This is a genomic window from Paracoccus methylovorus (assembly GCF_016919705.1).
In the GTDB taxonomy this organism is placed as follows: Bacteria; Pseudomonadota; Alphaproteobacteria; order Rhodobacterales; family Rhodobacteraceae; genus Paracoccus; species Paracoccus methylovorus.
Map to the genome: position 1 here is coordinate 992,485 of NZ_CP070371.1, position 14,400 is coordinate 1,006,884.

At 63.2% G+C, this 14,400-nt stretch carries 11 protein-coding genes; 3 read left to right on the forward strand and 8 right to left on the reverse strand.

Annotated elements, in window-relative coordinates; all coding sequences use genetic code 11:
- Nucleotides 1-20: 20 nt before the first annotated feature.
- On the reverse strand, nt 21-968 hold the full coding sequence (gene lipA, locus JWJ88_RS18150; RefSeq protein WP_205295839.1) for a lipoyl synthase: 948 nt from the start codon (nt 966-968) through the stop codon (nt 21-23).
- A gap of 140 nt (nt 969-1,108) precedes the next feature.
- Here lipA and JWJ88_RS18155 point away from each other — a divergent pair, with 140 nt between their 5' ends.
- Nucleotides 1,109-1,657, forward strand: coding sequence for a peroxiredoxin (locus JWJ88_RS18155; RefSeq protein ID WP_205296907.1), 549 nt, complete (start codon nt 1,109-1,111; stop codon nt 1,655-1,657).
- 74 nt (nt 1,658-1,731) lie between these two features.
- Here JWJ88_RS18155 and JWJ88_RS18160 read toward each other — a convergent pair whose 3' ends face one another.
- Nucleotides 1,732-2,910 carry a DUF6456 domain-containing protein gene (locus JWJ88_RS18160; RefSeq protein WP_205295840.1) on the reverse strand — a complete coding sequence of 393 codons (1,179 nt, stop codon included), beginning with the start codon at nt 2,908-2,910 and terminating at the stop codon, nt 1,732-1,734.
- Nucleotides 2,911-3,118: 208 nt separating this feature from the next.
- On the opposite strand from JWJ88_RS18160, the gene JWJ88_RS18165 reads away from it, so the two are divergent.
- Nucleotides 3,119-3,457: a DUF6477 family protein gene (locus JWJ88_RS18165; protein ID WP_205295841.1), complete on the forward strand. Its 339-nt coding sequence runs from the start codon at nt 3,119-3,121 to the stop codon at nt 3,455-3,457.
- Here JWJ88_RS18165 and JWJ88_RS18170 read toward each other — a convergent pair.
- Nucleotides 3,444-5,018: a helicase HerA-like domain-containing protein gene (locus tag JWJ88_RS18170; RefSeq protein ID WP_205295842.1), complete on the reverse strand. Its 1,575-nt coding sequence runs from the start codon at nt 5,016-5,018 to the stop codon at nt 3,444-3,446. The two genes, JWJ88_RS18165 and JWJ88_RS18170, sit on opposite strands and share 14 nt — an antisense overlap.
- 473 nt (nt 5,019-5,491) lie before the next feature.
- Between JWJ88_RS18170 and JWJ88_RS18175 the strand changes: the two genes are divergently transcribed.
- Nucleotides 5,492-6,259: an invasion associated locus B family protein gene (locus tag JWJ88_RS18175; protein WP_240200283.1), complete on the forward strand. Its 768-nt coding sequence runs from the start codon at nt 5,492-5,494 to the stop codon at nt 6,257-6,259.
- A 76-nt stretch (nt 6,260-6,335) separates the two neighbouring features.
- Here JWJ88_RS18175 and JWJ88_RS18180 read toward each other — a convergent pair whose 3' ends face one another.
- The 5 genes from JWJ88_RS18180 to mgtE form a co-directional block, all read right to left on the reverse strand.
- The gene (locus JWJ88_RS18180; protein ID WP_205295844.1) at nt 6,336-7,871 is read right to left on the reverse strand and encodes a DegQ family serine endoprotease; all 1,536 of its coding nucleotides are present in this window, start codon (nt 7,869-7,871) and stop codon (nt 6,336-6,338) included.
- Nucleotides 7,872-8,088: 217 nt separating this feature from the next.
- Entirely contained in the window at nt 8,089-8,340 is a 252-nt protein-coding gene (locus JWJ88_RS18185) for a hypothetical protein (protein ID WP_205295845.1), read from the reverse strand.
- 69 nt (nt 8,341-8,409) lie between these two features.
- Nucleotides 8,410-12,027 carry a vitamin B12-dependent ribonucleotide reductase gene (locus JWJ88_RS18190; protein WP_205295846.1) on the reverse strand — a complete coding sequence of 1,206 codons (3,618 nt, stop codon included), beginning with the start codon at nt 12,025-12,027 and terminating at the stop codon, nt 8,410-8,412.
- A 395-nt stretch (nt 12,028-12,422) separates the two neighbouring features.
- Nucleotides 12,423-13,007 carry a 5-formyltetrahydrofolate cyclo-ligase gene (locus tag JWJ88_RS18195; RefSeq protein ID WP_205295847.1) on the reverse strand — a complete coding sequence of 195 codons (585 nt, stop codon included), beginning with the start codon at nt 13,005-13,007 and terminating at the stop codon, nt 12,423-12,425.
- Nucleotides 12,992-14,377 carry a magnesium transporter gene (gene mgtE / locus JWJ88_RS18200; RefSeq protein ID WP_205295848.1) on the reverse strand — a complete coding sequence of 462 codons (1,386 nt, stop codon included), beginning with the start codon at nt 14,375-14,377 and terminating at the stop codon, nt 12,992-12,994. Before mgtE ends, JWJ88_RS18195 begins: the two co-directional genes overlap by 16 nt.
- Nucleotides 14,378-14,400 lie beyond the last annotated feature (23 nt).

The window sequence follows — 14,400 nt, forward strand, 5'->3', positions numbered from 1 at the left end:
AGGTTTTTGCAACCCCCGACTTAAGCCCGGCCCAGCTTCTCCAGACGTGCCTCGCGCAGACGGGCGAAATCGTCACCCGCGTGATAGGACGAACGCGTCAGGGGCGTGGCCGAAACCATCAGGAAACCCTTGCCGAAAGCTGCCTTCTCATAGCTCTTGAACTCTTCGGGCGTCACAAAGCGATCCACGCGGTGGTGCTTGGGCGTGGGCTGCAAATATTGACCGATGGTCATGAAATCAACATCGGCGGCCCGCATGTCGTCCATCACCTGCAAGACGCCCTGCCGATCCTCGCCCAGGCCAACCATGATGCCGGATTTGGTGAACATGGTGGGGTCAAGTTCCTTTACCCGCTGCAGCAGGCGCAGGCTGTGGAAATAACGCGCGCCGGGGCGGACGGTGGGATAAAGGCCGGGGACGGTTTCAAGGTTGTGGTTGAACACATCGGGCCGCGCCTCGACCACGGTTTCAAGCGTGCCGGGCTTGGACTTGAGAAAGTCCGGCGTCAGCACTTCGATGGTGGATGCGGGCGCGCGGTGGCGGATGGCGCGGATGGTCTGGGCGAAATGCTCGGCCCCGCCATCGTCCAGATCGTCGCGGTCCACCGAGGTGATGACGACATGCTTCAGCCCCAGCTTTTGCACGGCATGGGCGACGCGGCCCGGCTCGAACACGTCCAGCGCATTCGGCTTGCCGGTCATCACGTTGCAAAAGGAACAGCCGCGCGTGCAGATCTCGCCCATGATCATCATGGTGGCGTGACCCTGGCTCCAGCATTCGCCGACGTTGGGACAGCCGGCTTCTTCGCAGACAGTGGACAGGCGGTTGTTGCGCAGGATGTCGCGGGTGTCCTTGTAGCCCTGGCTCGTCGGCGCCTTGACACGAATCCACTCGGGTTTCTTCGGTTGGGGCTGGTCGGGACGATGGGCTTTTTCTGGGTGGCGCAGAACCGGGGGCATATCCGCCATGTCGGCATCCTTTGCTGGGAGTCGGGCGAAACTTACGGGTTTTTCAAGGCTTGATCAACGCCAATACAAGGTGCATCTAACGCCCTCGATGCTGCGATGCGGCATCGGAAAGGGAGGAGCAGGTGATGAAAGGACGAATAATGAAACAAGGCGATCTGCTTCCGCTGGTGACTTTCCAGACTCGTGTGCGCGACGAATCGGTAGAGGGACCCAATCCCTATCGCTGGCAGCCGATGACCACCCAGGACTATTTCAAGGGCAAGCGCGTGGTGTTGTTCTCGCTGCCCGGTGCATTCACCCCGACCTGCTCGACCTATCAACTGCCCGGCTTTGAAAAGGCGGCGGATGAAATGGCTGAACTGGGGGTCGATGCGATATATTGCCTGTCGGTCAACGACAGCTTCGTGATGAACCAATGGGCCAAGGCGCAGAATCTTAGCCATGTTCAGGTGATTCCAGACGGTTCGGGCGAGTTCACCGAAAAGGTCGGCATGTTGGTGCGCAAGGACAACCTGGGTTTTGGCGCCCGCAGCTGGCGTTATGCCGCCATCGTCAATGACGGCCGCATCGAGGCTTGGTTCGAAGAGCCCGGACGGACGGACGACTGCCCCGAGGACCCCTATGGCGCCAGCTCTCCGGAAACGGTGCTGGATTGGCTGCGGGCCAATCCGGTCAAGGCCGCGGCCTGATCGGCCAACCCAAAGACCACCAACAGGAAAGGGCACCGCTTGGGTGCCCTTTTTCATGCTTGTGTCCGAGGCATCTAGCCGATCAACGGCGCGCCTGAACCATAGGTTTCGCCGTAGTGCCGCTCCAGCCGCATCAGACCCAGCCGCAACACGATCTTGCCCGAGCGCGCAGACCAACCCAAGCGCCGCTCCGTCATCTCGATCCCTTCCAGAAAGCAGCAGATCCGCAGGCACACATCCCCCATCCCCGGACCAAGCTCGCGCAATGCGGCGGCAACCCGGTTCCGCGCCCCTTCCGAGCCGCCGCCATAACTGGTCGAGATGCCCAAGACGTCTATGCCTGCGGTCAGGAAACGGTCCCAGTTCTGCGTGATGCGAGGTCCCATCTGCGCCAGTTCGAAATCCTCGCGCAGGCGCTCACCGGCAGCGACCAGTTCGGGCGCAAGAAAGGGCCGCCCATTGGGTTCGCGCCGCCGCGCCAGCATCATGAGGGGGCTTTCGGCGATATTGACCCGGGCGCGGCGGCGGCAACCGTCTTCGGGGTCGGTGATTTCACGCTCTTCCCATTGCCGGTGCCGGTCGGCATGACCGGAGGCCGGCTTTTCGGAATGATCGCTGCTTCGGGCCATGACCGGGGTGGCGGGAACAAAATCCTCGCCCCGCGGCAAGGGGCCGCCGCGCCGGGCTGCCAGAATCGTCCGCAATACCTCGCGCCCCTGGGCCGAGATTGCATAGCGGCTGACCCTGCCCTGTCCCATAAGCCGGACCCAGGCGCGGATCGCCATATGCTCGGCCAATTCACGGTCGAGGATCGCGGTGCGGATGTCGTCGCGCACGACGATGGCCTTGTCCATGCCCTCTGCCACGACCAATTGGGCGCCCGGCTCGGCCAGACGGCGCAGGATGCGGGCGATCTGCTTCATCCCTGTCTGACCGGGCGAGACCGCGCCCGTTCCCCTGCCCCTATCCCCAGCACGTTCGATTCCGCGGTCGACCAGCGGATCGTCCCGGCGGGCCTCGAAGCGGCGAATGCGGCGCAGGATGGTGGATGCGTGGCACCCCACCTCACGGGCCAGCGAGCGGATCGTTTCCCCGCCTTCGACATGGCGCAGGTAAAGCTTAAGATCACTGTCCTGAGCTTGGCCTACATGCGGGGGTTCGGGCGGATTGCCGTCCGTGGACCCGACACCGGCTGGCAGGGCGGCAATCAGGGCGTCCGGGCCGAAATCTCCCGTTAAAATCGTCATGGTCATTCCTTCGCTTCCTGCAGACGAGCGGGCACAACTCGCCATGGGTTGTTCTCGTCCCTGTCCACCGAAACAGGATCAAGTCGAGATGCGGCAATATTTGCTAAGAATTCCTAAAGATTTCTTGCCGAAGCGCGCGCAGCTTCGGGCGACGCCGCAACACACCCTTGGGTTGAGGTTAATTCCCCGGATACGACCGACAGAGGGAAGCGCCATGATCGTGACAAGCAATGTGATCGCCTTTCAGCCACGCCCGGAACAGCCACAGCTTCGCCGCCCGCGCCTGTTGGTACAGGCGGCCAGAGCCGGCCTGACAAGCTGGAACCGCGCGCGCGATCTGCGCCGGGTGCTGAAATGCGATCCTCTGCCACCTGCCGGCAAGACACTGGCTAGATTGCTTGCCGAGGAAGAACGGCTCGACCTGATCCGACGCGCGGGTCAGGCCGGTTACAACATCCACCGCCACATCATGCTGCTGATCGCGATTATGGCTGAGACCGCCGAAGCTGCGCCCTGCTCCGCGCCCGGTGCGACCCTGCTTACCGTCCCCTGAACAGAGAGCCCAGAACGCCGCGCACCAGCGCCTGACCGGTCTTGGTGCCCAGTTGTCGCGCCAGACTCTTGCCAAAGGTGGTGGCAATCGAATCGCTGCCTGAACTCCGCGCAGAGCGGGGCTTGGGATCGGCGGGGATCTGGAGGCCCGGATCATAGCGGCGCCCGCGGTTATGCTCGCGGTCCATCTTCCACAGGTCTTCGTCCGAACCGTTGCCGGTGACCGCCCCACCGGTCGCCGCTGCCTCGGCCCGTTTCGCCAGGATCTCGGCGGCAGACTCGCGATCCAGCGTCTGGCCATATTTCAGCGCCATGGGCGAAGCCGCGACCAGCGCCGCACGTTCAGCATCGGAAATCGGGCCAAGCTGCGACAGCGGCGGGCGTATTACCGTGCGCTGCACGATCCCGGGCACGCCCTTGACCTCAAGCAGCGATGTCACCGCCTCGCCTGTCCCGACTGACTGGATCGCCTCGGCGGTGTCGAAATCCGGGTTCGGGCGATAATTCTGCGCCGCAAGCCGCAGCGCCTTTTGATCCTTGGCGGTAAAGGCGCGCAGTGCGTGCTGCACCCGGTTGCCCAACTGACCCAGCACCGATTCCGGCAGGTCCGCCGGGTTCTGGCTGATGAACCACAGGCTGACCCCCTTGGAGCGGATCAGCCGCGCCACCTGCTCGATCTTGGCCACCAGCGCCGGGGGCGCATCGTCAAACAACAGATGGGCCTCGTCGAAGAAAAAGACGATGCGCGGCTTGTCGGGGTCGCCCACCTCGGGCAACTGCTCGAATAGGTCCGACATCAGCCAAAGCAAAAAGGTCGCATAAAGTCGCGGCGAGTTCATCAGCCTCTCGGCCGAAAGGATGTTCACCATCCCCTTGCCCGAGGCATCCAGCCGCATCATATCGGCAAGCTCCAATGCCGGCTCGCCGAACAGCAGGTTGCCGCCCTCGTTCTCCAGCACCATCAGCGCGCGCTGGATCGCGCCGACCGAGGCGGTCGAGACATTGCCGTATTTCAGGCTAAGCTCCTTGGCATTCTGCCCGACCCAGACCAGCATGGCCTGCAAGTCCTTCATGTCCAGAAGCGCCAGCCCCTGCTCGTCAGCGACGCGGAAGGCGATGTTCATCACTCCCTCCTGCGCGTCGGTCAGTCCCATCAGGCGCGACAACAGCAACGGCCCCATCTCGGCCGGAGTGGTGCGGACAGGGTGGCCGCGCTCGCCCCAGATATCCCAGAAGGTGACGGGAAAGTCCTGATAGTCCAGCACCATGCCGATATCCTCGGCCCGTTTCTGGAAGGCGTCATGCATCTTGCCGGCGGGATCGCCTGATTTGGCCATCCCGGCCAGATCGCCCTTAACATCGGCCATAAAGACCGGCACGCCGGCACGCGAAAACGATTCGGCCAGCGTTTGCAGTGTCACCGTCTTGCCGGTTCCGGTCGCCCCCGCAATCAATCCGTGGCGATTGGCATATTTCAACAGCAGCATCTGCGGCAGCGCGTGATCCGCCCCTGCGCCGCCTACAAACACCGTTCCGGCCTCCAGATCGACGATAGCTGTCATATTTCCTCCACGGATCGGCAAAAAAGCGCAAATCTCTGACGAAAGGACAATACAACCGTAAGGATTTTGTGCCAGTCTGTTCCTTACCGGTCCCCGCATCGGCGGATGGCCGGCTTCCTCCCTGTTGGACTGCCGCGCCTTCGGGCGCGGCGCTTTTTTTGCGCGAACTGCCTGCTGTCTGGACAGATCGCGAACGTATCGCACCAATCCCAGAGTTGACCTTTAGGATAGTTGACGGCTCGTTTTGGGACATTTAGCCTTTCGCTCAATGATGACCGGCCAGTCCGGCAGGGAAGGTAAACTGAGGATCCGGGGCAGCCGAAATGCGCCCCGGATCCTTGCATTTCCGGCCCGCCCCTCCTGAATCGCCCATTCGCCAACGCAAAGGTGACGGCCTGCGGCGCGATGCGCCCTGACAAGGCCCGACGCGCGTGTTAGGACCGGAACCGATGCATGGACCAAAGGAAGAGAACATGGTCAACAGGACGTCCGCGGCACTGATTGCCGCCCTCTTCACCCTGGCGGGCACCTCCACCAGCGTGATGGCGCAAGACGCCAGCACCGAGACGCCGGCCCCGCCCGCCGCGGAAGCACCGGCGGCCGAATCGCCAGCCACCGAGGCGCCCGCAACGGATGCGCCTGCGGCCGAGGCACCCGCGGGTGATCCCGCCCCCCAAGCTGAAGCCGCCGGCAATGGCGAGCCTCAGATCGGCCAACCCTATGCCCGCGCGACCCATGGCGACTGGACGCTGCGCTGCATGAAAACGGAGGACGGAAACGATCCCTGCGAGCTTTACCAGCTTCTGCGGGACACGAACAATTCTCCGGTGGCCGAGGCTTCGGTCATCCCGATGACCGGCAACGTCCAGGCCGTCATCACCTTCATCGCGCCGCTTGAAACCGATCTTCAGGCCGGAGTGGGCCTGCAGGTCGATACCAGCAAGGAATCGCGCTATCCGTTCCTGCTTTGCGCGCCGGTCGGTTGCATCTCGCGCGTGGGCCTGACCGATGCCGAAATTGGTCCGCTGAAACGCGGCAAGGTCGCCAACCTTTCGCTTTTGCCCTTCGGTGCCCCCGAGGATCAGATGGTCAAGCTGCCGCTGTCGTTGACCGGCTTTACTGCCGGCATGAACGCGCTGATCGAAGCGAACAAGGACTTGGCCACCACACCCGCGCCGGCAGGCACACCCGCGCCGGCACCTGCTGCGGCCGAAACCCCGGCCGAAGCGCCCCAGCAATAAGCCACGAAAAAGGGGCGCCCAAGAGGGCGCCCCATACCTATCGGGCCGGGTCATCCCCCGGCCCTTTTTCATGCGTTCATTCCACGGGCAGGGCGACAAAGCGCGGCTCGCCCGCACGACGCACCATGACCAGGATGGACTTGCGCCCGGCTTCGCGCGCTTCGTCGATCCGCGCCTCCAGATCAGCCAGCGAGGCGACCGGTTGCTGTCCCGCCTCGGTGATGACATCACCTGCGGCAAGCCCCCTGTCGGCGGCAGCACTGGTCGGCTCCACCGATTGCACCACCAGCCCCTGCATGTCACGCGAGACACCCAGTTCAGCGGCGATTTCCGGCGTCAGCGGCGCCAGCGTCATGCCGATCAGATCGCTTGCCGTCTCTTCTGCGCTGTCAACCTTGCCGCTGCCGGTGCCCTCGGCCAGTTCGCGCCGGCCCAGCGTTACCTTCAATTCGACCGGCTCGCCGTCGCGCTGAACCGTGACATCAACGGCCTCGCCCACGGGCGCATCCGCCACGCGGCGCACCAGATCGCGCGGGTCCTTGACCTCACCACCGTCGAAACCGGTAATCACGTCGCCCGCCTTCATCCCCGCATCGGCTGCGGGACCGGCTGGCACGTCGGTGACCATGGCCCCCTTGGCATCGGCCAACCCCAGCGATTCGGCGATATCCTGCGTCACCGGCTGGATCTTGACGCCCAACCAACCACGGCGGGTTTCGCCAAATTCCTCAAGCTGGTCCACGACCTTGCTGACCACGTTCGAGGCCATCGAGAAGCCGATACCGATCGAGCCGCCGTTGGGCGACAGAATCGCCGTGTTCACCCCGATCACTTCGCCATCCAGATTGAACAACGGCCCGCCCGAGTTGCCCCGGTTGATCGCCGCATCCGTCTGGATGAAGTCGTCGTAGGTGCCCGAAAGCGCCCGGTTGCGGGCCGAGACGATACCGGTCGAGGCAGAGAAGCCCTGCCCCAGCGGGTTGCCAAGTGCCAGCACCCAATCGCCCACGCGCGCCTTGTCGCTGTCGCCGAACTGGACGAAGGGCAAGGGCGTATCGCTTTCGACGCGAAGAATGGCAACGTCGGTCTTATCATCCTTGCCGATCACTTTCGCCGGCAGGCGCTGGCCCGAATAGAACTCGACCTCGATCGCGTCGGCGCCGTCGATGACGTGGTTGTTGGTCACGATCAGCCCGTCGGACGAAACGACAAAGCCCGACCCCAGCGCGTTCGAGCGTTGCTCGCGTTGCGGGCCGCGCTCAAACGGGTTGCCCTCGCTCTGAGGGAAGCCCGGAAAACCGAAGTCGCGGAACAGGTCGCTGAACGGGCTGCCCTCGGGCAGTTGCGGCCCCCGCGCCAGCGGCGACGAAACGGTCGAGGTGGTGGTGATATTGACGACTGCCGGGCTGACCTTTTCGACCAGATCGGCAAAGCTTTCGGGCATGACCTGTTGCTGGCGGGCGTGGCTGTCAGGCGCGACCAGCGGCTGGTTGTTGTTGGCGGCATCCTGCGCGTCCGGCGTCGCCGGCTCTTGCGCGAAAACCGGCGTGAGCGCCACGAGCAATGCAAGCCCCGAGGCGGTCAGTAAATGTCGGGAAGCGGGTCTGTTCATCTGGATTGTCTCCTTCCATACCGGGGCATGGGCTACCCGGCGTCTGGCAATAGGCTCATGTTCAAGGGTATTTTCGCGCCCGTTGCAAATGAACCACGCTCGCAAAGAATGAACTGATCGTGACTTGCGCGCAATAAAAGGCGCAAGTGCCGGAACATGAAAAAAAGTTCCGCCACCCATAAGGTCGCGGAACAGGTTTCATCGCAGCGATGATCTTTCAGTGCAGTTGTGCCGCTGTTCCTGCGCAAAGCAGCGTGACCAGGGTCGATGCGCCACGCATCTCGATGCCGGCCACATCCATGGGCCGGCGATCCATGTCGCCCCCCAGCACCTCGACCCGGCCCGTGCCCCGGAAGGTTTCGTCCAAAAGCGACAGGACGGCCTCGCCGCGCAATTCCGCCTCGATCCCGCCGGGAATCGCGTGAACGGCGGTTGGGGTAATGCGCCGGATGCCGACAATCAGTTCCATGTGATATCCCCTAGGGAAGCCGTCGTTTCGAAAGGTCCGGACGCGACATGCGCCGGGACCGGGATATTGTCAGCTGCAACCGCTGGTCCCGCCGCAGGTATTGCATTTCATGCAGGTGCCGTTCCGCACCAGCGTGTAGTTGCCGCATTCACCGCATGGGTCGCCCTCGTAGCCCTGCATCCGGGCCTGGGCGCGGGCGTCAAGGGTGACGACCCCCACCGCCGCCGTGCCCTCGGCAGTCGAAACCGCCGCGACCGACACACCGCCCTGAAGCGCGATCAGGTCCTGCGGCAAGCGCTTTCTCAGATAGCCGGTCGAGCTGATTTGCTTGAGCATCTCCAGCGAACGCGAGGCGCCTTCGCTGACCGGGGCGACATTGGGCTGGGTTTCGGCCTCACCGCCGCCAAGGTCGTCGAACCGCGCGCCCTGCGGCTGCACATGCGCCAGATCCGTGCGGTCCAGATAGCTGACCGCCAGCTCACGGAACACATAGTCAAGGATCGAGGTCGCGTTCTTGATGCTGTCATTACCCTGCACCATTCCCGCCGGCTCGAAGCGGGTAAAGGTGAATGCATCGACGAATTCCTCAAGCGGCACGCCATATTGCAGGCCCACCGACACCGCGATGGCAAAGTTGTTCATCATCGCGCGGAAGCCTGCGCCTTCCTTATGCATGTCGATGAAGATCTCGCCCAACTGGCCATCGTCATATTCGCCGGTGCGCAGATAGACCTTGTGGCCGCCGATGATCGCCTTCTGGGTATAGCCCTTGCGGCGCTGCGGCAGCTTCTCGCGATGGCTGCGCACGGCCTCTTTGACGATGATCTTCTCGATGATCTTTTCTGCGACGACGACGGCCTTTTCCTGTGCGCTGCCGGTCAGCAGGACCTCTTCGGCATCCTCGTCATCCTCGACCAGCGCCGAGGCCAGCGGCTGCGACAGTTTCGATCCGTCGCGATACAGCGCATTCGCCTTGATACCCAGCGACCACGACAGCTCATAGGCGGCCAGCGCATCGGCGATGGTGGCATTGTTGGGCATGTTGATGGTCTTGGAAATCGCGCCCGAGATAAAGCTTTGCGCCGCCGCCATCATGCGGATGTGGCTGTCGACGGACAGATAGCGCGTGCCCCTCTTGCCGCAAGCGTTGGCACAGTCGAAAACCGGGTAATGCTCGGCCTTCAGATGCGGCGCCCCTTCCAGCGTCATCGAGCCGCAGACATGATCGTTGGCGGCGTCGATCTGCGGCTTGGTAAATCCCAGATGCCGTAGCAGGTCAAAGGTCGGATCGGCCAGCTTCTCGGCCGGAATGCCCAGCGTTTCGCGGCAAAAGCTCTCGCCCAGAGTCCATTGGTTGAAGACGAAGCGGATATCGAAAGCCGAAGCCAGCGCCGAATCGACCTTTTCCAGCTCGCGCGGGCCGAAGCCGTGACCGATCAGGCTGGCATGGTTGATGCCGGGGCAATTGCCCAGGCTCGCATGACCCACGGCATGGGCGATGATCTCTTCGATCTGCGCCGAGCCATAGCCCAAAGCCTCCAGCGCCGCCGGAACCGAACGGTTGATGATCTTGAAATAGCCGCCGCCCGCCAGTTTCTTGAACTTCACCAGCGCAAAATCGGGCTCGATGCCGGTGGTGTCGCAATCCATGACCAGACCGATGGTGCCAGTGGGCGCGATGACCGTGGACTGGGCATTGCGATAGCCATGTTCCTTGCCCAACGTCAGCGCCTCGTCCCAGGCACCCCGGGCCAGGGCCACCAGCCGCTGATCGGGGCAATTGGCGGCATCAAGCTCGACCGGACGCACGTTCACGGCGTCGTAAGCGCCCGTACCATAGGCGGCCGAACGGTGGTTGCGGATCACCCGCAGCATATGCTGCGCGTTCTTGCGATACCCCGGGAACGGCCCGAGTTCCGCCGCCATCTCGGCCGAGGTGGCATAGGCCACGCCGGTCATGATCGCGGTCAGCGCGCCGCAAAGCGCCCGGCCCTGCTCGCTGTCATAGCCCAGCCCCATGGTCATCAGCAGGCCGCCGATATTGGCGTAGCCAAGGCCAAGGGTACGGAAATCATAACTGCGCTGTGCGATTTCCTTGCTGGGAAACTGCGCCATCATCACCGAGATTTCCAGCGTCACGGTCCACAGCCGACAGGCATGGACATAGCCCTCGGCATCGAATTCCCCGCCATTCCAGAAGGTCAGCAGGTTCATCGAGGCCAGGTTGCAGGCGGTGTCGTCCAGGAACATGTATTCGCTGCACGGGTTCGAGCCGCGGATCGCCCCGTCCTCGGGACAGGTATGCCAGGCGTTGACCGTATCGTGGAACTGAATGCCCGGATCGGCGCAGGCCCATGCGGCATGGCCGACCTGATCCCACAATTCGCGCGCCGAGACGGTCTTGGCCGACTTGCCATCGGTGCGCCGGATCAACTCCCAGGGCAGATCTTCGCGCACCGCACGCAGAAAGGCATCCGTCACCCGCACCGAGTTATTCGAATTCTGCCCCGAAACCGAGACATAAGCTTCCGAATCCCAATCCGTATCGTAAACCGGAAACTCAATGGAATCGAAGCCTTGCCGAGCATATTGAAGAATTCGGTTGATATAGGTTTCTGGAATCATCACCCGCTTGGCATCGCGCAGGCTGCGCTTGAGCGCATTGTTCTTGGCGGGATCGGTGGCATCCTCGATGCTGCCATCCCACGAACCGATGGCGGCAAAGATGGCATTCAGCTTTTGCTCATGCATCTTCGAACCCGCCACCAGCGAGGCGACCTTCTGTTCTTCGATCACCTTCCAGTTGATGAACTGCTCGATGTCGGGGTGATCCATGTCGCAGATCACCATCTTTGCCGCGCGCCGGGTCGTTCCGCCCGATTTGATCGCTCCGGCTGCGCGGTCTCCGATCTTCAGAAAGCCCATGAGCCCCGAAGATTTCCCGCCGCCCGACAGTTTCTCGCCCTCCCCTCGAAGGGACGAAAAATTGGTGCCCGTTCCCGAGCCGTATTTGAACAGCCGCGCTTCCCGGACCCACAGGTCCATGATGCCGCCCTCGTTCACCAGATCGTCGGCGACGGACTGGATGAAGCAGGCATGAGGCTGGGGATGTTCATAGGCGCTGGCCGACCGGACCAGCTTGCCCGTCTTGTAATCGACATAGAAATGGCCCTGGCCGGGGCCGTCGATACCATAGGCCCAATGCAAGCCGGTATTGAACCATTGCGGACTGTTGGGCGCCCCCATCTGGGCCGCCAGCATATGGCGCATCTCGTCGTAATAGGCGCGTGCGTCTTCTTCGTTGGAAAAATACCCGCCCTTCCAGCCCCAATAGGCCCAGGCCCCGGCCATCCGGTCGAAAACCTGGCGGGCGCTGGTCTCGCCGCCAAAGCGCGCGTCCTCGGGCAGCTGCGCCAGCGCCTCCTCGTCGGGGACGGAGCGCCACAGGAATTCCGGCACGCCCTTTTCCTTGACGCGCTTGAGCCGCATGGGCACCCCGGCCTTGCGGAAATATTTCTGGGCAATGACGTCCGAGGCGACCTGGCTCCACCCCTGCGGCACCTCGACCGACTCGTTGCGGAAGACGATCTTGCCGTCGGGATTACGAATCTCGCTGGTGGTGGTGGTAAAGGAAAGCGCGCCGTAAGCCCCGCTCTCGGCCGTGGTGAAGCGCCGTTCGATCCGCATACCCTGACTGTCCCCCGTCATCCGCCCGGGCGCGCATCATTCAACCAACCCCCCGCGCCACACAGGCCGGGCCAGGCGGCCGCATGGTTCGGCACCCGAAAGCTTTTCCTGATCTATGCCGCTTGCCGCCTGACCAGATCACATGCCGGAATGACACAATATCTGGTGGCTTTGCGAGCTTGGGACACAAATTGACCCGAGATAGGGAACATTTCAATCAAATTTTTTACTGGACTCTGGCGCTTGCGCCGTCCTTCGCCTCACCCCGAGATTCGCTGCAACTGCACTGTTAATAATCGGTAAATACGGTGGCGAGGCAAAAAGCCAAACGATCTGGCAGGGTTCCTCTGCGCCATTCACCTGTTTTCCACAGACTTACCCCCAACGAACCACCGTTAAGGTTGCGTATTTGTTCCAGTGCTCGCGTCTAAGGATTTTTTCCGCAACGGCTGGATGACACCCGTGTCAGTAACGATCAGATCCAGCGGCTGGTCGGTTTCCTCGGCGGGAATGGTGCGAATCTCTTGCACGGCATAGGCTAGTCCGATCGCCGTAACCGGCCCCATACTGCGCAGGGCATCCAAGGTCCGGTCATAGAAACCACCGCCATATCCCAGCCTGTGGCCAGCAAGATCGAAACCGGCCAGCGGCACGATCAGGACCTCAGGCCGCAGCACCGGCGAATCGGCCAGCGGATGGCTGGTGCCAAAGCGTCCGGGCTCCAGCCGGCCATCATGAAGGCGGAACTCAAGCGGTCGGGCCGGGCCTGTCACCACAGGCAGGCAGACCGGCCCGTCATGCGCCGCCATGGCGGGGCGCGGGTCGGCCTCGTCCCGCATCGGCCAATAGCCTGCCAGCACCTTGCCGCGATGGGGCGCCAGCGCCGCGATCAGATGACGCGTCAGCGCGGCATCGTCGCCGCCCCGCCCGCGTGCCGCCAGCGCCTGCCGCCGCAATGCGGATTTCAGATCAGGATCCACGATGCCAGACCCAGAAATGCAAAAAATCCCATCATGTCCGTCATTGTGGTCACGAAGGTCCCCGAGGCCAGCGCCGGGTCAAGCCCCAGCTTGCTCAGCGTCAGCGGCACCAGAACCCCCCCCATCGCCGCCACCACCTGATTGGCGATCATCGCCATGCCCAGCACCAGACCGATATTCAGGTTGCCCAGGATGACGGCTCCGGCCAGCGTCAGGATCACCGCAAGCCCAAGGCCGTTGAGCAAGCCCGCCACCAGCTCACGCAGGATCACCCGTCGGGCGTTGGTGCTGGTCAGTTCGCGGGTGGCCAGCGCCCGAACCGCCACGGCCAGCGATTGCGTCCCGGCGATCCCGCCGGTCGAGGCCACGATGGGCATCAGCGCCGCAAGAATGACAAGCTGCGCCAGCGTCGATTCGAATTGCGAGATCACCAGCGCCGAAAGCGAGGCGGTGCACAGGTTGATCACCAGCCACGGCAGGCGTTGGCGCGCGGTTTGGAAAGGCCCGTCCGAGACGTGGCTGTCGTCCGAGACGCGCGCCATGCGCAGAAAGTCCTCTTCGTGCTCTTCGTCCAGCACCGACATGGCGTCGTCGATGGTGATGACCCCCACGAGCCGGTCATGGTCATCGACCACCGGGGCCGAGATCAGGTGATACTTGTTAAAGGCGTAAGCCACATCCCCCTCGTCCTGCCGGGCAGAGATGGTGCGGAAACTGTCCTCGGTTATATCGCGAAGCAGCATGTCACGGCGCGAGGCCAGCAGCTTGCCCAGCGTGACATAACCGGTCGGATGACGGCGCGGATCGACCAGCACGACATGATAGAACTGGTCGGGCAGCCGTTCGTCCGAACGCAGGAAGTCGATGGCCTCGCCCACGCTCCAGTGTTCGGGGGCAGTCACCACCTCGGACTGCATCAGGCGGCCTGCCGAATATTCCGGCCAGTTCAGCGAGCGTTCGACGGCGGCCCGGTCGGTTTCGTCCAGCGCCGCCAGAATGGCCTGCTGCTCGGGCGCCTCCATATCCTCGATCAGGTCCACGACGTCGTCGCTGTCCATCTCGCGGACGGCTTCGGTCAGCACCTCGTGCGGCAACTGCTCGATGACCTCATCGCGGATGGATTCGTCGATCTCGGACAGGATCTCGCCGTCGATCTCGCCGGAATAGAGTTGCAGGAACTCGCGCCGGCGCGCGGGCGGCAACTGCTCGATCAGGTCCGCGATATCGGCGGCATGCATCGGCTCCAGCAGCGCATCCAATGCCGGGCCGTCGCCATCGTCCAGGGCTTTGCCAATCATGCCGATATCCTGGCGCGAAAGCTGGAAATCGGTTTCGGGGGTATCCGTCTCGGCTTCGCGCGGCTCGGTCATCGGCTGGCTCCTCGGAGTTCGGG

Coding starts and splice junctions, on each gene's coding strand:
- lipA (WP_205295839.1), bottom strand. CDS start 968: ATGGCGGATATGCCCCCGGTTCTGCGCCACCCAGAAAAAGCCCATCGT.
- JWJ88_RS18155 (WP_205296907.1), top strand. CDS start 1,109: ATGAAACAAGGCGATCTGCTTCCGCTGGTGACTTTCCAGACTCGTGTG.
- JWJ88_RS18160 (WP_205295840.1), bottom strand. CDS start 2,910: ATGACCATGACGATTTTAACGGGAGATTTCGGCCCGGACGCCCTGATT.
- JWJ88_RS18165 (WP_205295841.1), top strand. CDS start 3,119: ATGATCGTGACAAGCAATGTGATCGCCTTTCAGCCACGCCCGGAACAG.
- JWJ88_RS18170 (WP_205295842.1), bottom strand. CDS start 5,018: ATGACAGCTATCGTCGATCTGGAGGCCGGAACGGTGTTTGTAGGCGGC.
- JWJ88_RS18175 (WP_240200283.1), top strand. CDS start 5,492: ATGGTCAACAGGACGTCCGCGGCACTGATTGCCGCCCTCTTCACCCTG.
- JWJ88_RS18180 (WP_205295844.1), bottom strand. CDS start 7,871: ATGAACAGACCCGCTTCCCGACATTTACTGACCGCCTCGGGGCTTGCA.
- JWJ88_RS18185 (WP_205295845.1), bottom strand. CDS start 8,340: ATGGAACTGATTGTCGGCATCCGGCGCATTACCCCAACCGCCGTTCAC.
- JWJ88_RS18190 (WP_205295846.1), bottom strand. CDS start 12,027: ATGCGGATCGAACGGCGCTTCACCACGGCCGAGAGCGGGGCTTACGGC.
- mgtE (WP_205295848.1), bottom strand. CDS start 14,377: ATGACCGAGCCGCGCGAAGCCGAGACGGATACCCCCGAAACCGATTTC.